Source organism: Ruegeria sp. AD91A, from assembly GCF_003443535.1.
In the GTDB taxonomy this organism is placed as follows: Bacteria; Pseudomonadota; Alphaproteobacteria; order Rhodobacterales; family Rhodobacteraceae; genus Ruegeria.
On sequence record NZ_CP031946.1, the window covers coordinates 2600086 to 2620000 of the forward strand.

Genomic DNA, 19915 nt, shown 5'->3' on the forward strand with positions numbered 1-19915 from the left:
GCTACTCGTAAAACCGATAATCGATTTCTATCTGACGGCTTAAGTTGCCGAGATCTGTCAGAAAATCCTGAATGTACTCATGCAGTCCGAGCTCGAAAATATCGGAGATTTTCTGATCCAGGTATTTCTCGTAGAGAACTTTAGACGCCTCGCACGAAGGCCCGGCAAAGCCATAGTCTTTCTGCAGGTATGACAGGTTCTCCTGAATTTTTCTGCAGCAAAAGTGCAGGCTGCGAGGCATGCGCTGATCCAAGATTAGAAACTGGGCAATATCAGACGGCCGCGTTTTTTCTCCATGGGTCATTCGATACCCGCCACCCGCACCAACAGAGCGGAGGATGCTTTCCCATTGTATATTGTCCAGTGATGAGCCAACTGAAAAGGCCGTGGGCAAAAGAACATAGTACTTAACGTCGAGAATGCGCCCGGTATTGTCGGCCCGCTCGAGAAACGTACCAATACGGGTGAAGTCGAAAATGTCATTGCGCAGCATGGTTCCCAATGTGGCACCACGAACCAAAGCCGCCTGTTGGCGAATAAGTTCCAGCGTTGCAGGCAAATCACGCTCATTCACACGGCGCTTCATGATTTCATCGATCTGCATCCAAGTGGAGTTTACTGCACTCCAGACGTCATGGGTCAACGCGGTTCGAACAAGGCGCGCGTTGTCTCGTGCCTGTTTGATGACTGACTTGATCGAGGATGGATTATCAGCATCGCGCAGCACCCAATCCACCGCGTTGTCTTTTGAAACATCATCGTATTTGGCGTAGTACGCATCCAGAACTCCGGCCGTTTTCAGAACAGAGGCCCATTCCTCAGCGGAGTTCTTAGTACGGGTCAACGCCATCCGCTGACCTGTTTCCAGCAGCCTAGCCGTGTTTTCCGCTCGCTCTAGGTACCGGGACATCCAAAACAACCCACCTGCAGTTTTTCCCAGCATGGTCAGTCCTCCAGAACCCAGGTGTCTTTGGTCCCGCCACCCTGACTTGAGTTAACGACTAGAGATCCCTTCCTAAGCGCCACGCGGGTCAAACCGCCAGGGGTGATCTTGATCCCCTCGGGTGACACCAAAACGAACGGCCTTAGGTCAACATGTCTGGGCGCAAGTCCCGAGCGCGCAAAGATCGGAACCGTCGAAAGCGACAGCGTCGGCTGAGCAATGTAGTTCCCGGGCCGCGATTTGAGCTTGTCGCGGAACGCCGAAATCTCTTTCTTGCTGGCGGTCGGTCCGATCAACATTCCGTAGCCGCCAGACCCGTGTACTTCTTTCACAACAAGCTCGGACAGGTTGTCCAGCACGAAGGAGAGAGACTCAGGATCACTGCAGCGCCAGGTTGGGACGTTTTGCAGCAAGGGCTTCTCACCCGTGTAGAATTCAACGATTTCAGGCATGTAGGAATAAATCGCCTTATCGTCAGCAATACCGGTCCCCGGTGCGTTTGCGATTGTGATACCTCCTGCACGGTAAACGTCCAGGATACCTGGTACGCCCAAAGCGCTATCGGGGTTGAAATTCAAAGGGTCCAGAAAGTCGTCATCTACCCGGCGGTAAAGTACGTCAATGGGCTTATAGCCTCTGGTGGTACGCATGCAGACCCGCCCATCGACAACGCGTAGGTCATGGCCTTCGACCAACTCCACGGCCATCTGATCAGCAAGAAACGCATGTTCGTAGTAGGCTGAATTATAGATGCCGGGGGTTAACACCGCGACAGTAGGTTCTCCGTCTGCGAAAGCCGGTGCGCAGGCAGCAAGAGACCGCCTCAGATTACGGGGGTAGTCTGAAACATTCCGAACATTGGTTGCGCTAAAAAGCTCGGGGAACATCTTTAGCATCGTTTCCCGGTTCTCCAACATATAGCTGACCCCGGATGGCGTACGAGCATTGTCTTCCAGAACGAAAAACTCGTCTGGTCCGGTTCGCACCAGATCGACGCCGACAATGTGTGTATAGACCTGACCGGGCGGTGAGACACCAAGCATCTGCGGCAGGAAGGCCTCGTTTCCGGCAATCATCTCTGCTGGCACACGCCCTGCCCGGACAATTTCTTGACGGTGATAAATGTCATGTAGGAATGCGTTGATTGCCCGCACCCTCTGTTCGATACCGCGTTCCAGCCGCTGCCACTCTCGTGCCGAAATGACACGCGGCACGATATCAAACGGTATCAATCGCTCCTCGGCCTCGACTTTGCCGTAAACATTAAAGGTGATGCCAGTCAGCCTAAAAACCTCTTCGGCTTCGCGCTGTTTGGCCCTCAGTCGTGATGCGTCTTCAGCATTGAACCAACGGCCGATCTCTTCGTATGGACCTTTGAGTGATCCATCGCCGTTGAACATTTCATCATAATACTCACTCATGCTTTAAGTTTCACGCATAAATCAGAATTTTCAAGTCATTCAGGCTTGGTTGGATGCTGCCTCGGGAAGTAGCGTCTAATTTTCAGGCTAAATGGATAATGTGATGATCTTAACAAGATGGCGTTATTCGTGTTTCCAGTTGAAGTCACATTCATAGTTTTGCGCTCAACAGCATCTTGCTTTGTGCTGAATCTGAACGTCCGGATTTGGGCTCGAAACAGACGTTCGCTGCACTCGGTGTGGACGACCGCTATGCGGACAAACCTGTCATTGATCGCTGAAAGGTCACCGACAACTCCCGGCCCAAAGCAGTCTTTTGTGCAATTGACCGCGAAAGGCAGCTTTGAACACAAAGTGAGCTTTTGATAGTGGAGCGTTCGTCTCCAGCGACAGGAAAAAAGCCTCTCTGGTCGGGTATGCTGGCACGGTCGGTAATCTCGGATTGGATATACTAGGATTTTAGTTCACGGTTCCGTCGAGCATACTGGTTTCAGCCGCAACACGATGCTTTGCGGCGAACAAGAGTTCCTCAGAACTGGCGTAAGATGGCCAGAGGGCGGCTAATCATTAGGTTAAGCCTTTAAAGAGAAATAGTTTAAAGTCATTATTCTTCCGCTTCTCCAACATTTGAAATCTTGTATCGGAATAGGTTTTGAGCTTTGATTCAGCAAGTCTATGCAAAAATACGCCCCTCCCGGCTGATAGCTGCGCGAAAAGGTTGCCAAGTTAAATCCGGCTAGCCACATTGGGCAGGAAACGCCCTTTAGCCAGGTGGGATACTTGGGAAAGTCCGAAAAGCCAACTTACGCGGAAGACGTCGCCGGGGCGATCAGGGCTGTAGGCACGTCCAGTTTTATGCCGGAATTGTTGAACCTCATGCGCGAGGCAGCTTCGTTCAAGGGCGCGTTTGTCAGCCTTTTGAACCCGGGAAAAGCGCCCGAACATGTCTATGACAATGTGCGTTCGGAACGTCGCTCGGTTGTTGTCGACCGATGGCTTGATCGCGCCTGGCTGCTGGACCCATTTGTTGTTCGTTTCATTGGTGAACGCCACGAACCAGTGATGGTATTAAGAGACGTTACACCGGACAGGTTTGCCAATTCCGACTACTTTCGGATCTACTACAAATCCCTGTTTCTGACGGATGAGATCGGGGTGTTCGTAGCAATAGCAAATGGCACCTTGTTTCTTTCTCTCGGTCCTTCCGAGGGAAAAACCCGGTTCACGCGGCGGGATGTCGAACGGTTGACTGACCTGCACCCGATCATATCGGCGCTTTGCGAGCAGCACTTCCATCGCAACCCCTCGTCAGGCCGACTCGACGAGAGCGAGGTCGATTTCGACGGGGTAATCGACAAGGTTTGCAAAGGTTTGACACATCGGGAGATCGAGGTCGTGCAGTTCCTTTTGCGCGGGCACTCGACGCGGTCCATTGCGCTTTTGCTGGATGTTTCCCCGGCGACGATCAAAGTGCATCGCAAGAACATCTATAGAAAGCTGCACATATCTTCCCAGTCTGCCCTGTTTTCAATGTTTCTGCATTCGGCAAACGATTAGTCGTACCCCTTTGGGGGTACAAATCACACCGCCCTTTGGGGGTATTCACAGGGTAAGTCTCCCGGCTCTAAGCTGATTCTACATATCAACAAGTTCGGGTGTCCGGATCAGACCATGATCGACGTAAAGAATGTGACAAAACGTTTTGGCGAAGGTCAGGCGGCCGTGACGGCTCTGGGGGACGTGTCGCTGACCATTCCCGAAGGAAGCTTTTTCACGCTTTTGGGCCCGTCAGGTTGTGGCAAGACGACACTACTGCGGCTGATCGCCGGGTTCGAGCTTCCAAGCGAAGGCGAAATAGCGCTGGACGGTGAGTCGATTGGCCATCTGGCACCCAACAATCGGCCCGTGAACACGGTGTTTCAGAACTACGCCCTGTTTCCGCACATGAGTGTGGCCCGCAATGTCGGGTTCGGCCTTGAGATGCTGAAAAGGCCGAAAGCCGAGATCGACAGCACCATCACTGAGATGTTGGACCTGGTGCAGCTGAGCGAGTTTGCAACGCGCCGGGTTGATCAATTGTCAGGCGGGCAGCAGCAGCGCGTGGCTTTGGCGCGCGCACTGGCGCCGCGCCCAAAGGTTCTGCTGCTGGACGAACCCCTTTCTGCTCTGGACCTGAAACTTCGCAAAGGAATGCAGAGCGAGTTGAAGCGACTGCAGCATGAGACAGGCATTACGTTTGTTTTTGTCACGCATGACCAGGGGGAAGCACTGGCGATGTCGGACCGGATCGCTGTGATGTCGGCAGGCTCGGTACGTCAGGTCGGCACACCGGAAGAGATTTACACAGCCCCGAAAAGCAGGTTCGTCGCGGATTTTATCGGGGACACCAACATCGTAAACGCTACGTTGCTTGGCTTTGACGGAGACGCGGCAAAAATCCGGTTTGGCGAAGGCAAACCACTCACGATTCACACTGCCAGCACCTTGCTCGAACCGGGCCCCGTACATGTCGCTCTGCGCCCCGAAACGATCCGTGTGGTCGAGGAGAGTGCCGAAACAGCGCTCTTGCGTGGCGAGGTCGTGGACAGCACCTATTTCGGGGCCGGGTCGCAAATGCTAGTGCGGCTGGAAGATGGTGTCAGTGTTCACGTCCAGGTTTTCACTCCGCGCCCCGTCGGATCGCGCGTCGGGCTCGAATGTGACACCTCCATGCTGCATGTGCTGGAAGACTGATGGCCGGCGTTGCACATATCCCGCAGCCGGACGCCGCGTCGAGATTGCTTGCGGCGCAGGCCGAGCGCGCGCGTCAAAGACGCAGAACGCGGCTTTTCCTGCTGGCCCCGGCGCTCGGGATTATCGGTATCTTTGGACTGTTCCCGCTCTCTATCGCCCTGGTTTACTCGTTCCTTGAACCCGGGACCTATGGCGGCGTTGAATGGACGTTCTCTTACGACGCCTATGTGCAGTTCCTGTTCGAGCGGGATATTTTTGATGACACGCTGACCTTTAACAGCGCCTATCTTCAGATCTTCGGGCGTTCCTTTGGTCTTGCCATCACTACTATGACTGGAACCCTGCTCCTTGGGTTTCCTGTTGCTTACTTCATTGCGGCCCGTCCACAGGAACAACGCAATTTCTGGCTGTTCGCCATCACTCTGCCGTTTTGGACAAACCTGTTGATCCGTACGTACTCAATGCTTCTGATCGTACGGGACGAGGGTTTTGTGAACCTGACGCTGATGAACATCGGCCTGATCAGCGAGCCGATCGAGATGTTGTACACCGATGGCGCGGTACTGGCCGGGCTGGTCTACAGCTACCTGCCTTTCATGATCCTCCCGATCTATGCCTCGCTGGAGAAGTTCGACTTTTCGCTGCTTGAGGCAGGGCATGATCTTTATGCTACACGCACGCAGGTTTTCCGCCACATCATTATACCGATTACCCGTCCGGGCATTGTCGCTGGCTGCGTTCTAGTGCTGATCCCGGCGCTTGGGGCCTACATCACGCCGGAACTGCTCGGCGGTGGTAAGAAACTGATGATCGGCAACCTGATTGCCCTGCAGTTCGGTTCGGGCCGCAACTGGCCCTTTGGCGCCGCTGCTGCACTGATCCTGATGGCAGTCGTGTTAATCGCGCTTCTTGTCAGCTTGCGGGCAGGTGCTTCGAAGGAGAGTGGACATGGCTAAACTGTCGTCACTCTTCCGGCCGCCGACAGACGCGCGCGAACTACGCCGGCAACCCCTGTTCACCGGCGTGTCCTGGCTGGTTCTGTTGTTCCTCTACGCACCGATTGCCGTCCTGGTCGTGTTCTCGTTCAACGATAACCGCTCTGTTGTGCGCTGGACCGAGTTCAGCTTGCGCTGGTACGCGGCGGCCTTGGAAAACGATGACATCCGACGGTCGGCAATGATCTCGGTACAGGTCGCTCTCACCGCGACCGTGTTTTCCACCATCATTGCCACAATGGCTGCACTGGCGACAACGCGCGGCGATGTTTATCGCGGCCGTTCTGCGGCTATTGCGCTGATAAACCAGCCCCTGATGATCCCCGAGATCGTCACGGCGATTGCGACGCTGGCCTTTTTTTCGATCCTGCGCCAGCTCACGGGTGTTACCGGGATCGGCTGGCTGATCCTCGCCCACACAGTTTTCTGCGTGCCCTTTGCTTACATGCCGATCCGCGCACGTTTGTCGGATTTGTCAGTGACCTACGAAGCAGCCGCCGCCGATTTGTACGCGACGCCCTGGCAGACATTCCGTTATGTGACGCTGCCTCTTTTGATGCCCGGTGTTATGGCGGGGGCGATGCTGGCCTTTGTAGTCTCTCTTGACGACGTCATCATCACGCTTCTGGTGGCCGGACCGGGTGAAACCACCTTGCCCATCTATATTCTGGGCCAAATCCGTCGCGGCGTAACGCCAGAAGTCAACGCCGTTTCGACCATCCTGATCGGAGTGACCATAGCCATGGTCGCCCTGACCTTCTTTCTGCAACGCAAAAGAAAATAACAAGAAGCCCGCGCTGCTGCGGGACGCCATCAATCTCAACGGAGGACACAATGAAATACACTCTTCTCAAAGCCGCAGCCATCTCGGCCCTGGCGTTCAGCGCGGCAGGAGCGCATGCCGAAGGCAAACTGAACATCTATAACTGGGGGAACTACACCAACCCAGAGATGATCGAGAAATTCGAAGCCCAGTACGATATTGAGGTCACGCTGGACAGCTATGACAGCAATGAAACCATGCTGGCCAAGGTCAAAGAGGGCAACACCGGCTATGATGTTGTTGTTCCTGGCGACTACATGATCGCGATCATGGTAGGCGAAGGCTTACTGGCCGAGATCAACGCTTCCGAAATGGACAACTTCAAGAACATGGACCCGAACTGGGTCGATGTATACTGGGATCCGGGTCGCAAGTATTCGGTCCCATATCAGTGGGGTACGACCAGCTTTACGGTCGACAGCGCGGTCTACAGCGGTGACATAGACACGCTTGGCCTGATCTTCGATACGCCTGAAGAGCTTAAGGGCCGTATCAACATGCTGAATGACATGAATGATGTGATCAACGCCGGCCTGCGCTACCTAGGCTATCCGCGCTGCAACTCCAATCCCGATCAGATGAAAGATCTGATGGCACTGCTCGAGAATGCCAAGGGTGACTGGCGCACCATGGATTATGCGGTGATCGAAAAGCTGACGTCGAAAGATGTGGACCTGTCGCAAAGCTGGAACGGCGCGGCCATGCGCGCCCGGGCGGATCGCCCGACATTGCAGTACGCCTATCCAAAGGAGGGGTTCACCGGATGGATGGATAACGTCGCGGTTCTTGCCGACGCCCCCAACATGGAAAACGCAAAGCTCTTCGTGAACTTCATGATGGACCCGGAAAACGCTGCAATGACCTCGAACTTTGCGCGTTATGCCAACGGGATCAAAGGTTCCGAGGCATTCATGGATGCCGAGATGCTCGACGCGCCTGAAATCGTGATGCCTGCAGAGGCACCGGTACCCGACTTTGTGAAGCCTTGCGACCAAGACGTTGTGGACCTGTACAACAAGGTTTGGACTCGCCTTAAGCAATAAACTTAAAAGTCACCTGTGGTCGGCCCATCTCTGGTCGGGCCGACCCCTTCCAAAGTTTTTTTTAACCTGACTGCGGCCACTGTTTGGGTCGCCTTGCGGGAGCATGGAAAATGCAAAACAGCAAATCCGGCACTAGGCCCAAAACAGCGCGTGAGATCGGCATCATGCAGGGTTTCCCGCCCCCGCCTGAAAAACGCCCGTCTCTCGAGAACTGGGACCTCGCCCCGTTCAACCGCTGGACCTTCCAGAACATGCGTAGTCTGTTTCCCACGGTCGATGTTCGTCCGGGCCCGAATGCCCGAGAACTGATACAGGCGCCTCGTGACCTGCTGGATACGGAGTTTCAGACCTTTGACGACCGCCAACTATCGGTCGGGAATTGGCTGACTGAGAGCTACACGGATGGCTTCCTAGTGTTGAAAGGCAACCGGCTTTTAACCGAGATGTATGCCAACGACTTTACTCCGGACACCGCACATTTGGGGCAATCTGTCTCCAAATCCCTGATCGGCTCTCTGGCCGGTGTGCTTCACGTTGAAGGCAAGCTGGACCTCTCAGAGCCGCTTGACAATATCGTACCGGAACTTGCTGGGACCGGCTATGCCGGATGCACTGTGGATCAGGCGCTCGATATGCAATCCGGCGTGCGCTTTACCGAGGATTATGGATTTCCGGATAGTGACATGACACGCGTAGATGTGGCGTCGGGCTGGCGCCCGGTTCGCAAGGGAGAAATCAAACCTACCATTCGGGATGTAATTCTAACTTTGCCCCGGGAAAGACCCCATGGGCAGGCGTTTTCTTACCGCTCGATTGAGACGGATGTCATCGCCTGGGCCTTGGAACGTGTGAGCGGCGAAGACCTTGCTTCGCTCTTGTCCAACCGGATCTGGCAAAAGATTGGCTGCGTGCATTCGGGCTATTTCACCGTAGACGACGCCAAGACAGCACTCGCTGACGGCGGGTTCAACGCAACTCTTCGGGACTATGCCCGCTTTGGCCGCATGATGGCTGATGGTGGCAAGGTCGGTGACCAACAAGTAGTGCCGGAAAGCTGGGTTTCCGGGATTTGTTCGGGAGCGGACCCTTCAAAGCACGGTGACCCGTATGACGTGCTGTCCCCTCAAGGGGCATACCGAAGGTTCTGGTGGGTTCACGACCCGAGGCGCGGCGTGTTCATGGCGCGCGGAGTTTTTGGTCAACTTATCTTCATTGACCTGACCGCGGACGTGGTTATCGTCAAGCTTTCAAGCTGGCCCGACTATCTGATCCAGTCCTTTAGCCACGATGCCGTGCGTGCCTGCGAGGCAATCATTCGCGCGCTTGAGTAGTTCAAACCGTCACTGACACAAGAGGCCGCATGTCGCCAACACCTGATCTGATCATCCTCAACGGTTCTCTCCTGACCTTTGACGACGCCACGCCGAAGGCTTCGGCCCTGGCAATTCACGGCGGCATAATTGTGGCTGTTGGAAACACCGACGACATCCGTACTCTGGCTGGGAATGGAACCAAAATCATCGACGCTGCGGGCGGCACCGTCATGCCTGGCTTTATTGATAGCCATGTCCACCTTTTCGGTGGAGCGGCCGAGTTGGGCATGTTGGACCTGCGCGAAACGACAGGCGCGGATGCTCTGACAAACGCATTGCGAGCCTTTGCGGCCGAGCACCCCGACGAACCTTTGCTTATGGGGGTCGCCGCCGACTACGAAATTCTTGGCCCCGGCGTCACAACGACACGGCAAGCTCTGGATCGCATCCTGTCAGAGCGCCCGGTTGCGTTAATGTCGGCCGACCACCACACCGTCTGGGCAAACACAATTGCCTTGGAAAAGGCGGGCATTCTTCACGGCGGCGTCGTTCCCCCCGGTTCGGAAATCGTGATGGCTGGGGATGGTACCGCACAAGGTCAACTGAACGAAACCGGTGCTTTTGGCCCTATCCTGCGCCTGTCGCAACTGGGAGGGCGCGATCTTCTGGGGTATGTTACAGGAGCGGACCCCGTGCCACCCGCAACACCAGAGGAACGCGCCTTTGACAAGGAAGTCATACTGCGTGGCCTGAAGCACTGCGCATCCCACGGTATCACGGGGTTGCACAATATGGACGGCAACTTCTATCAACTTGAGCTGCTGAGTGAACTTGAAGCCGAGGGGCGACTTCCGATCCGTGTTCAGGTGCCCATGCACCTTAAGAACACCGACCCTCTGGATCGGTTGGAAGAGGCCGATGAAATGCGCCGTCGCTTTGCGTCGGATATGGTTTGGTCAGGGCGCGTAAAGATGTTCATGGATGGCGTGCTGGATAGCTACACAGCACTGATGCTCGCGCCGTATCCAGGCAAGCCGGAAAGCCTCGGCGATGCTGTATTCAGTGCCGAACACTTTAACGAAGCCTGCATTCGCGCTGATGCAATGGGTTTGCAACTCAGCACGCACGCAATTGGCGACGGTGCCGTTCGGCGCACGCTGGACGGTTACGAGGCAGCGCGCAGTGCCAACGGCGCACGGGATTCCAGACACCGGATCGAGCATATCGAGGTGATAGACCCCTTGGATCTGCCCCGTCTGGCAGCCCTCGATATCGTTGCCTCTCTTCAACCATTGCATTCACCCGCTGGAGGATTGTTTTCTCCCTATTCGGCCGGAGACATTCTGACAACCGAGCAAATCCCTTTTGCGTTCGCGTGGAACAAAATACGCGAGAGTGGCGCCAAGATTTGTTTCTCGACGGATTGGCCAGTCGTTCCCGTCGACACAATGATGACGATTGCCGGAGCGGTAAACTGCAATGAGCTGCCAACGCCCTGGCTGGACAACCGTCAAGGCCTTATGGCCACGCTTTCCGCTTATTCGCATGACAATGCGTGGCTGGAGTTCAACGAGGATCAAAAGGGCCGTCTGAAGTCGGGATATCTGGCCGACATTGCCATTCTCGAACAGGACCTGTTTTCGATTGAGGAAAACCAATTAGCAAATGCGCGCATTGCTGTGACCGTTTGTGGAGGCGCCGTTTCGCATACAGCTTGAAATGCTAAGCATCGATTGTATTGGTGCTTAGAGAACTTCTTTTAGGCCGCGACGATTGTCGGCATTTCGCAGCAAATCAGACCTTGGCCTCGAGCGCAGCGAATGACCACTTCCCGCCCACTGCGGAGGATGCTGCGCCAAGAAGCAAGGTCCAGTTTGGGCTCAATGCGGTCGTTCGCTGCAACTTGCTTGAACGTCTACTTTGCGGACTTTGCAGCCATCCGCATTTTTGCTCCAAAGGACCGCAGTGCAGCCCGAAGCGGACCTTCAAAATCCGACTTTGCAATTCTCGTGTTGCGGACAAGTTAGGCCGCGTACTGCCAAGGTCTCAGCGTCGCTAGCCACTGAACTCTGACATTGGCTCCGCAACTACAATTGCTTAACACAAACTTTGCGCCAAAGACTGTTGCCAAGCTCTGTTTCAGTTCATTTTGCCTGACAACGTTTGTGTCGGCAGTTGTCCAAAGAGTGCTCTGTAGTCTCGCGCGAACTGACCCATGTGCCAAAATCCGTAGGCGTTTGCGATGTCCGATATACTCTCCTCTGGCGAGCAGGATACCAGTTCATGGCGCACAGCACCGAGACGGGCTCTTAGATAAAACTGCTTGGGGCTCACCCCATATGTTTCCTGAAACGCGCGACGAAGAGTGCATGCGGATACCTGAATATCTGCACATACTTCACCGATTGAAACGTTGTCCATCAAATGGGCCCGCATGAACTCAACGGCTTGTTGTGCTAAACGGGTTCTGTTTTTACTGTTTCGCCGATCAGCCCATTTTTCGCCTACCACCAGCATTTCCAGAAGCTCTAAGATCATATCACTCTCTTCACTATCAGAGCTTGGTCCGGCCGCTGATCCAATTAGAAAGCGCACTTTGTTTTTGACTAAGGAATGAAGCTTGCCAGCGTCGCTAACGAAAGATCTCAAAGCGTCATTTCGCACGGTGCTGATATCAAGACCGCAATCGTCGGCGATCCGTTGAGCCCTTCGGATGTCGATGCCAAAGGTCAGGCCTGTGAGCGTTGAATTGCTCACGCCTTCAAAAGGGTCTCCGCTACCAAAATTCATCAGAGCGGTGTCTGAGGGGGAGCCGTTAAGCCAAGTCCGTATACTCCCTTTGTCTGGTAAGCCAAACGCTAGAATGTCAGGGCGAGAAACACCGGTTTGGTACACAGCCTTGTCAAACGACAAATCAATCATTTGAAGGTCAAGACCTGCCCAAACGGATACCGAAGAGTTCATAGTTCCCTCTTCAATTTGGCGTAGCTCGACATCCCATTGGGACAGCTCGCGGAATTGCGAAGGGTCCTGCAAAAAAAGTGTGTTTGGGGCGCAGGTTTTTTTGGGGGCTGATCGTTTTTTGATGTCGTCCATTCCGCCCCGCAGGTAGTTTTCATGAAATGTTATTCGAATATGTAGGCTTGGACAATTGCAAGACAAAGCAGACAAATCGAGGGGGAAGAGGTTCGGACGCCCATCGTTGCCTGACGATACTGCGCGCACCGAACGCGTCGTAACGCTGCTAACCAAAAGCGAAAAAGAGTTGTTGCGCTCACAGGCTGAAGACAGCGAACTCTCCCTTTCAACCTTTTGCCATCATCTGATCCTTGAGGGTCTGAAAACAAGTAAATCATGAAACAGGGGTATCTCATGAAATCAAAACTGTTCCTCTCCGCGCTGGTCTTTGCCGGCTCCGCTATCACGGCGGCAGCTCAGGACAGCAATATCGTGCATGATGCGGAATACTATGTGCTGAAGCAGCAAAACGAAGCCGTTTGGGTCGAGAACGACGCACAGGTTGACCAACTGCTGGCCGATTTTCGTGAGAAAAACGGAGGGAACCCTCCAAACATCTTCTACATCCTTATTGACGATATGGGTTTTGGCGACATGGGTATGCCCGAGATGAACGCGATACGCGGGTATTCGACGCCCAATATCAACGCGCTCGCGGAGGAAAGCATGCGGTTTGCGCGCATGTACACCGAGCCGTCCTGCACACCGTCGCGGGTCGCCTTCATGACGGGTCGCCAGCCGTATCGCAACGGGATGGGCGATACCGCCGTCGATATTTCGGGTTTTGGCCTTGCCGATGAAGAAGTCACAATTGCCGAAGTTCTGAAATCCGTAGGCTACAACACTTCGCATGTTGGCAAATGGCACATGGGCGACATTCAGGAATCCTGGCCTACTTATCAGGGCTTTGACTACGCCGCGTTCCCCATCCATCAGCAGGGCCAGTTGGCCATCTTCAACGAAGATGCAGCCAAGGAAGAAATCACCATGGCCATTGGGGAAGACAACTACAACTCCAAATACACGCTGGATGATTGGTTTCGCCCTGATCCGGGACACATGATTACCGGCCTTGAAGCTGTTATTGGCGGGGAGGTCCGCGAAGTCCATATGGAACCGGGTGAGAAATGGACCCAGGACAAATATAATGAAATGAACATCCGCTATCAGGCACAGGCGATGGAACAGTTGCGCCTGCTAGCAGAACAGGATGAACCGTTCTTCCTGCAATACTGGCCGCTTGTCCCTCTGTCGACAACGCGCACGACGAAAGAGGCGTTCACGACACCCAACGGCGGTACATTCGTTGAAAGCATGGAAGAGCTGGATGAATGGATCGGGGTCATTCTGAACGAAGTCGATACGCTGGGGCTCAGGGACAATACCCTGATCGTTTTGATGGGCGACAACGGTCACTTCACCAAATATGCCCCCGGCAGTGGGTTTTCGCCGCTGGTCTTCCGCGGCGGCAAGGCCGATACGTCTGAAGGAGGCGTTCGGGTGGACGCGTTTGCCCGCCTGCCCGGCTTGATCGAGGGAGACTCGATTGTATCTGACATTATTCATATCTCTGATTTGTTCACGTCAATTGCGCGTATCGGTGGAGCGATGGATGCCATCCCCCGCGACCGGATCATTGACGGTGTCGATCAGGCGTCCCTGATGTTCATTGGCGATACGCATGGGCGCCGGGATCATGTACTGATCTACTCGATCAACTCACTGAAAGAGGTGGTAAAGGAACACATCAAACTCAAGGTTCCGGCCAAAGGTGAAAATGCTATCGTGGCCAAGTTCTACAACCTGTTCCGCGACCCCCGCGAAGAACAGAGCGTATCGACAGAGATCGGCGCGTGGGCTGGACATGAGTTTAACCGCATTATTGCCCGCCACCTGAAATTCAAGGAAATGTACCCCGATCAACCGGCCGCGACCGGACGTCCCTATGAAGGTATCGTGAACCTTCGTCCTGAAACCGTCGCAGCGGTGGATGCCTTTGTAGCCAAGCGGGACATTCAGCCCGACTAAAAGGTTAAAAGTACTGCAAGCCCCGCATCAGAAAATGATGTGCTTGATGTGGGGCTTGGCATCCACAACAAAGTTTCTGGAAACAATATGAAATTCCAAGCGCTTGTACTTGTATTGGCAACTGGCATTGTCGCGACCCCAGCAATTGCCGATGAAAACGCTTCAAACCCTTTGGCCGCAGTCAATAACACGGACATCCGGTATCAGTATTTTGATTTGGGCAACGGTGCCGACAAGCAGGACGCCTTTATAGAAGGCGCATACATGCTGCGGCCTGATCTGAAACTGAAATATGAGTTGCACTACAACTCAACGGATGTGACCGGAACGCGGTTCACTGACTTCGAGAAAGTGAGCCTCAAAGCGATCTATTTTCCCTCTCAGAGACCGCTCAACGACACATGGGCCATCAAGTCGGCCATTGGTCTGGAGTGGATACTGGACCTTGGCGACCCGGAAAAAGGGATTGGAACCGGGTCCGATCAAATTGCGCCTTTTGGCGGGTTCGCCTTTGCAAACACAAGATCAGGGCTGACGCTGATCCCCTTGCTCCAGCATTTTGCTTCGTACAATGGCCCGACCGACATCAGTCAGACCGCGATGCGGTTGATTGCGCTGCAACCGTTTGGCGACGGGTATTGGGCCAAGGCTGATATCAAGGCACCATATGACTGGGAAAACGATGCTTGGCCAGCGACCGCTGAGCTCCAGATTGGCAAGAACCTCAGTCCGGGAATAGCGATTTATGCTGACTTTCTGATCGGAATAGGTTCTGACCGCCCTTACGACAAAGGTGCCGGCTTAGGTTTGCGTTTTAACTACTAGCTCACCCACACCCAACCTCGGCGAAGATCATCAATGTCACAGTCCAGAACTCTGTTCAGCCATTTGTTTTCTGCGTCTATCTTGACCCTTCCTGGAACTGCCTTGAGCCAATCCCTGCCCGCTCCGGGCTGGTAGGAAATAAATTGGCGTCACGCCGCATCATTCTATCTGTTCACTCCTCTCTGAACTCGGGGAAGACTCAACAGTCTCTGGGCGATCCGCTGAGTTGGATTTGAACCTTGAAGCTGAATCCGTCGTTCGCGCTTCTAATCCCCAGCCATCGATGCTTAGGCCCAGAGTTCTGAGAAAATAGACTTCTATTACGATCTGTACCCAAGACTTTGCAGAGTCCGCTTTACTGCGCAGTGCTGACATTTGTGCCGAACGCAACATCGGTCACTTTGGGCTCGGAGCGGTCATTCTATCCGATCTGACGAACGACTGCCATGCGGGACGGAACGGACCTTCACTCAAGCCAGTCCAACTACCACTTCCGGCCCAAGGCCGATCATGGTGACGAACGCCGAAAATGTCAGCATTGAGCTACGACTTTGGGCCGAGCCTATCTCAATCCACGGCTTCGAAAGCCGGGAACGTCCAGTTGCCGTCCAGGATCTCGGCGCGTGGCTCGTACAAGCGGACTGTGTAGTTCCAGCCGGGCGAAATCGGGATACAGTTGACGCGATCATCGTCACAGCCACCAAAATGGATCGGGTAGGCCCCATCATTGTCAGGTGTTGCAGTGAAGTTGTTATAACTGTTCACACCCATATCGTTGGGTTCCAGATAACCGTCTGCATTGTAGATGGTGATGGACCAGAACGCGTCTACTGGTACATCCTTTACCGTCACAGCATGCGGGGTTGCGCCATCATTTTCGGCAACGCTGGCGATTACATAAGACGCGGCAGTGAAAGGCAGTCCGCCCCAACCCGCGGCAGCGCCAACAAGGTGGTCAATGGGCCGTGTCTCGTCTTCGGTTCCAAACGCATATCTTGAATCAAAGCCAAGCACCGCGACATCACTCAGCGCCTTGCGCGCGACCCCAAGGTTGTCCAGATTCCAATCTGGTGCCTCGTAGGGTCCTTTCCACCGCCGCTTGTCACGATCGCGTCCTGCGCTGCATGGGCCTTTGCGATGTCGTCTGGGTTGGTGACATCAACGAATGTGCGGAAGGCCACGAGGGCAAAGCGGGTGCCGACTTTGTCTTCGGTCAGCCTGTAGGTTCCGGGTTGGGCCTCAGCGAACATATAGTGATCCTGATTGACCAAATGCAGGGACTGATACCGCCCGCCCAGGTCGGGCAGTGTGATCTCCACAGGCTTTGACAGGTCCAGCAGAATTCCGGAATACAGGGTATCCTGATTCATCCGGATGGTCGGCTGGTCTTCGGTGGTCGTAGGTTCGCGCAGGTGATGCAACTCACCCACGCTAAAGCCGAAGGTCTGCATGTTGCCCAGGATATTGAAATCCGACTCGGCGCGTACAAAGTTTTCAACATTGACGTTTTCGGCCAAAACCAACGTCGGCACACACAAGGCGAAGGCAAATAGTGCTTTCATGGTCTGTTCCTTTTTAATCAATTCACGGATTGAGCGGCAGGAAATGTCCAACTGCCATCCAGAACTTCGAGCCCCGGACGATAGAGCCGCACGGTATAGTTCCACCCGTCCATGACGGTGCTGACAGCACTGACGGTGAAGCCGCTTACGTTTTCATTGTGGGAGAGAATCGGCTTCAGCGACTGACAATGTCGCTACGTTGAGGTACCTGAAGTTTGCGCCCCAGCGTAGCACCGTTGTAGCACCGCACTCCAACGCCCAAATAGAAACACGCCCCTTAGGGCGCTAAGTATCTGTTATTGTGTAGGAAGTATTGGTTGCGGGAGTAGGATTTGAACCTACGACCTTCAGGTTATGAGCCTGACGAGCTACCGGGCTGCTCCATCCCGCGACACTTTGGTGGTCTATTGCCTATTCGGCTATTTGAGACCTGGTAGTGTTTTTATCATCGTTTAGAGAGAAGGGGGATTTTTCTAGGTTTGGCGGTGACCTACTCTCCCGGGGCTTAAGCCCAAGTACCATTGGCGCGGCAGTGCTTAACTTCCGGGTTCGGGATGGGACCGGGTGTTTCACTTGCGCTATGACCACCAAACCGAGGAAAATCCCCGTCGCTCTTTTTGCTTTGCAAAGAGGCGACGCGCGTTGCCGCACGGTTGTTGTTTCAATCAACACCGCAGCGTGTTGCTGCGAAGTTATCCATGTTTAATGAGGTGTATGTTTTTGATTTGTCTTTCCATTACTGGATCAAATCAAGCCTATCGGGCGATTAGTACCGGTCAACTGAACGCATTACTGCGCTTACATCTCCGGCCTATTGACGTGGTGGTCTTCCACGGCCCTCAGGGAGACCTTGTTTTGAGGGGGGCTTCCCGCTTAGATGCCTTCAGCGGTTATCCTGTCCGATCATAGCTACCCAGCACTGCCGTTGGCACGACAACTGGTCCACCAGTGGATCGTTCACCCCGGTCCTCTCGTACTAGGGGCAACTCCTCTCAAGTCTCCTACACCCACGGCAGATAGGGACCGAACTGTCTCACGACGTTCTAAACCCAGCTCACGTACCTCTTTAAACGGCGAACAGCCGTACCCTTGGGACCTGCTCCAGCCCCAGGATGAGATGAGCCGACATCGAGGTGCCAAACACTGCCGTCGATATGGACTCTTGGGCAGTATCAGCCTGTTATCCCCGGCGTACCTTTTATCCGTTGAGCGATGGCCCTTCCACTCGGGACCACCGGATCACTATGGCCGTCTTTCGACTCTGCTCGACTTGTCAGTCTCGCAGTCAGGCTGGCTTCTGCCATTGCACTCAACGAGCGATTTCCGACCGCTCTGAGCCAACCTTCGCGCGCCTCCGTTACGCTTTAGGAGGCGACCGCCCCAGTCAAACTACCCGCCACGCAGGGTCCCGGATCCGGATAACGGACCGCGGTTAGACATCAAGAGTGCGAAGGGTGGTATCTCAAGGGAGGCTCCACAAGAACTGGCGTTCCTGCTTCAAAGCCTACCACCTATCCTGCACATCACAATCCTGATGCCAGTGCGAAGCTGTAGTAAAGGTGCACGGGGTCTTTCCGTCTAACCGCGGGAAGCCTGCATCTTGACAGGCAATTCAATTTCGCTGAGTCGATGTTGGAGACAGCGGGGAAGTCGTTACGCCATTCGTGCAGGTCGGAACTTACCCGACAAGGAATTTCGCTACCTTAGGACCGTTATAGTTACGGCCGCCGTTTACCTGGGCTTCAATTCAAGGCTCTCACCTCTCCTTTTAACCTTCAGGCACCGGGCAGGCGTCAGACCCTATACGTCGTCTTGCGACTTCGCAGAGCCCTGTGTTTTTAATAAACAGTCGCCACCCCCTGGTTTGTGCCCCCAGCCCCTAGTTGCCTAGGAACCGGGCCTCCTTCTCGCGAACTTACGGAGGTATTTTGCCGAGTTCCTTCAACATCGTTCTCTCAAGCGCCTTGGTATGCTCTACCAGTCCACCTGTGTCGGTTTAGGGTACGGTCTGATGGAGGGCTATTTCCAGGAACCACTCAGCAGCCCAATCAATCCGATAAGATTGAACTACACCTGTGATCCGTCACATCCTCCTGGCCTAGGAATATTAACCTAGTTCCCATCGCCTACGCCTTTCGGCCTCGGCTTAGGGGCCGGCTTACCCTGCTCAGATTAGCTTTAAGCAGGAACCCTTGGACTTTCGGCGAGAGTGTCTCTCACACTCTTTGTCGCTACTCATGTCATCATTCTCACTAGTGATCTCTCCACCGGATCGCTCACGCGCCGGCTTCATCGAAAAGACTCGATCCTCCAAGGTGCCCCGAAAGACACTAAAGAGGATAAGTCTTATGTCACACTACGCTCTGCTACCATGCCTTACGGCATCCTAAGCTTCGGCTCATGGCTTGAGCCCCGTTACATCTTCGCCGCAGGACAACTTATTTAGACCAGTGAGCTGTTACGCTATCTTTAAAGGATGGCTGCTTCTAAGCCAACCTCCTGGTTGTTTTGGTCGTCCCACCTGCTTTCCCACTTAGCCATGAATTGGGGGCCTTAGCTGTAGGTCAGGGTTGTTTCCCTCTCCACTACGGACGTTAGCATCCGCAGTGTGTCTGCCATCTAGTACTCCCGGGTATTCGGAGTTTGGTTAGGATCAGTAAGCCTGTGGGGCCCCATTACCCATCCAGTGCTCTACCCCCCGGGGTATTCGGATGACGCTCTACCTAAATAGATTTCGCAGAGAACCAGCTATCTCCGAGTTTGATTGGCCTTTCACCCCTAGGCACAGCTCATCCCGATCCTTTTCAACGGATGTGGGTTCGGTCCTCCAGTAAGTGTTACCTTACCTTCAACCTGGCCATGCCTAGATCACTCGGTTTCGGGTCTGATCCCACGAACTCATTCGCCCTATTAAGACTCGCTTTCGCTACGCCTACACCTAACGGCTTAAGCTTGCTCGTGAGACCAAGTCGATGACCCATTATACAAAAGGTACGCCGTCACCCCGCAAGGGGGCTCCGACTGATTGTAGGCGTTCGGTTTCAGGTACTGTTTCACTCCCCTCGTCGGGGTGCTTTTCACCTTTCCCTCACGGTACTGGTTCACTATCGGTCAGCAAGGAGTACTTAGCCTTCGAAGGTGGTCCTCCGATCTTCAGACAGAATTTCACGTGTTCCGCCCTACTTAATACGTCCATCAGAGCTTAGAATAC

General features: G+C 54.3%; 14 protein-coding genes, 1 tRNA gene and 2 rRNA genes (1 of these 17 cut by a window edge). 9 read left to right on the plus strand and 8 right to left on the minus strand.

Translation table 11 applies throughout. The features are described 5' to 3' along the window. Position 1: 1 nt before the first annotated feature. Together D1823_RS13030 and D1823_RS13035 are read right to left on the minus strand one after the other, a co-directional pair. On the minus strand, positions 2 to 943 hold the full coding sequence (locus D1823_RS13030; protein ID WP_117870668.1) for an alpha-E domain-containing protein: 942 nt from the start codon (positions 941 to 943) through the stop codon (positions 2 to 4). Between the two features lie 2 nt (positions 944 to 945). Continuing rightward, positions 946 to 2364 carry a circularly permuted type 2 ATP-grasp protein gene (locus D1823_RS13035; RefSeq protein WP_117870670.1) on the minus strand — a complete coding sequence of 473 codons (1419 nt, stop codon included), beginning with the start codon at positions 2362 to 2364 and terminating at the stop codon, positions 946 to 948. Between the two features lie 780 nt (positions 2365 to 3144). Between D1823_RS13035 and D1823_RS13040 the strand changes: the two genes are divergently transcribed. The 7 genes from D1823_RS13040 to D1823_RS13070 all read left to right on the plus strand — a co-directional run bounded on the left by D1823_RS13040 (position 3145) and on the right by D1823_RS13070 (position 10989). Next, a complete protein-coding gene (locus tag D1823_RS13040; protein ID WP_162896833.1) occupies positions 3145 to 3921 on the plus strand; it encodes a helix-turn-helix transcriptional regulator in 777 nt (258 codons plus the stop codon). Positions 3922 to 4035: 114 nt separating this feature from the next. After that, the gene (locus D1823_RS13045; protein ID WP_117870674.1) at positions 4036 to 5097 is read left to right on the plus strand and encodes an ABC transporter ATP-binding protein; all 1062 of its coding nucleotides are present in this window, start codon (positions 4036 to 4038) and stop codon (positions 5095 to 5097) included. Beyond that, positions 5097 to 6053, plus strand: a complete 957-nt coding sequence (locus D1823_RS13050) for an ABC transporter permease (protein WP_117870676.1) — start codon at positions 5097 to 5099, stop codon at positions 6051 to 6053. The genes D1823_RS13045 and D1823_RS13050 overlap by 1 nt, the downstream gene beginning before the upstream one ends. Continuing rightward, entirely contained in the window at positions 6046 to 6876 is an 831-nt protein-coding gene (locus tag D1823_RS13055) for an ABC transporter permease (RefSeq protein ID WP_117870678.1), read from the plus strand. The genes D1823_RS13050 and D1823_RS13055 overlap by 8 nt, the downstream gene beginning before the upstream one ends. A gap of 50 nt (positions 6877 to 6926) precedes the next feature. Next, a complete protein-coding gene (locus tag D1823_RS13060; RefSeq protein WP_117870680.1) occupies positions 6927 to 7958 on the plus strand; it encodes an extracellular solute-binding protein in 1032 nt (343 codons plus the stop codon). 110 nt (positions 7959 to 8068) lie between these two features. Then, positions 8069 to 9289 (plus strand): serine hydrolase, encoded by a 1221-nt coding sequence (locus D1823_RS13065; RefSeq protein WP_117870682.1) that lies wholly within the window; start codon positions 8069 to 8071, stop codon positions 9287 to 9289. Positions 9290 to 9318: 29 nt separating this feature from the next. Further along, positions 9319 to 10989 carry an amidohydrolase gene (locus D1823_RS13070; RefSeq protein ID WP_117870684.1) on the plus strand — a complete coding sequence of 557 codons (1671 nt, stop codon included), beginning with the start codon at positions 9319 to 9321 and terminating at the stop codon, positions 10987 to 10989. Positions 10990 to 11410: 421 nt separating this feature from the next. Here the strand turns inward: D1823_RS13070 and D1823_RS13075 are convergent, their stop codons facing one another. Beyond that, positions 11411 to 12367, minus strand: coding sequence for an AraC family transcriptional regulator (locus D1823_RS13075; protein ID WP_058284030.1), 957 nt, complete (start codon positions 12365 to 12367; stop codon positions 11411 to 11413). A 276-nt stretch (positions 12368 to 12643) separates the two neighbouring features. Between D1823_RS13075 and D1823_RS13080 the strand changes: the two genes are divergently transcribed. Together D1823_RS13080 and D1823_RS13085 are read left to right on the plus strand one after the other, a co-directional pair. Continuing rightward, positions 12644 to 14317: a sulfatase-like hydrolase/transferase gene (locus tag D1823_RS13080; protein WP_058284057.1), complete on the plus strand. Its 1674-nt coding sequence runs from the start codon at positions 12644 to 12646 to the stop codon at positions 14315 to 14317. 87 nt (positions 14318 to 14404) lie between these two features. Beyond that, complete coding sequence (locus D1823_RS13085) at positions 14405 to 15142, plus strand: hypothetical protein (protein ID WP_058284032.1); 738 nt, start codon at positions 14405 to 14407, stop codon at positions 15140 to 15142. A gap of 567 nt (positions 15143 to 15709) precedes the next feature. Here D1823_RS13085 and D1823_RS13090 read toward each other — a convergent pair. The 5 genes from D1823_RS13090 to D1823_RS13110 form a co-directional block, all read right to left on the minus strand. Beyond that, a complete protein-coding gene (locus D1823_RS13090; protein ID WP_162896834.1) occupies positions 15710 to 16156 on the minus strand; it encodes a DUF1214 domain-containing protein in 447 nt (148 codons plus the stop codon). Positions 16157 to 16167: 11 nt separating this feature from the next. After that, a complete protein-coding gene (locus D1823_RS13095; protein ID WP_117870689.1) occupies positions 16168 to 16704 on the minus strand; it encodes a DUF1254 domain-containing protein in 537 nt (178 codons plus the stop codon). A gap of 314 nt (positions 16705 to 17018) precedes the next feature. Continuing rightward, positions 17019 to 17095, minus strand: a tRNA-Met gene (locus D1823_RS13100). An 86-nt stretch (positions 17096 to 17181) separates the two neighbouring features. After that, positions 17182 to 17296: ribosomal RNA gene (gene rrf, locus D1823_RS13105) — 5S ribosomal RNA — on the minus strand. A gap of 153 nt (positions 17297 to 17449) precedes the next feature. Continuing rightward, positions 17450 to 19915, minus strand: a 23S ribosomal RNA gene (locus tag D1823_RS13110); it runs 364 nt beyond the window's last position.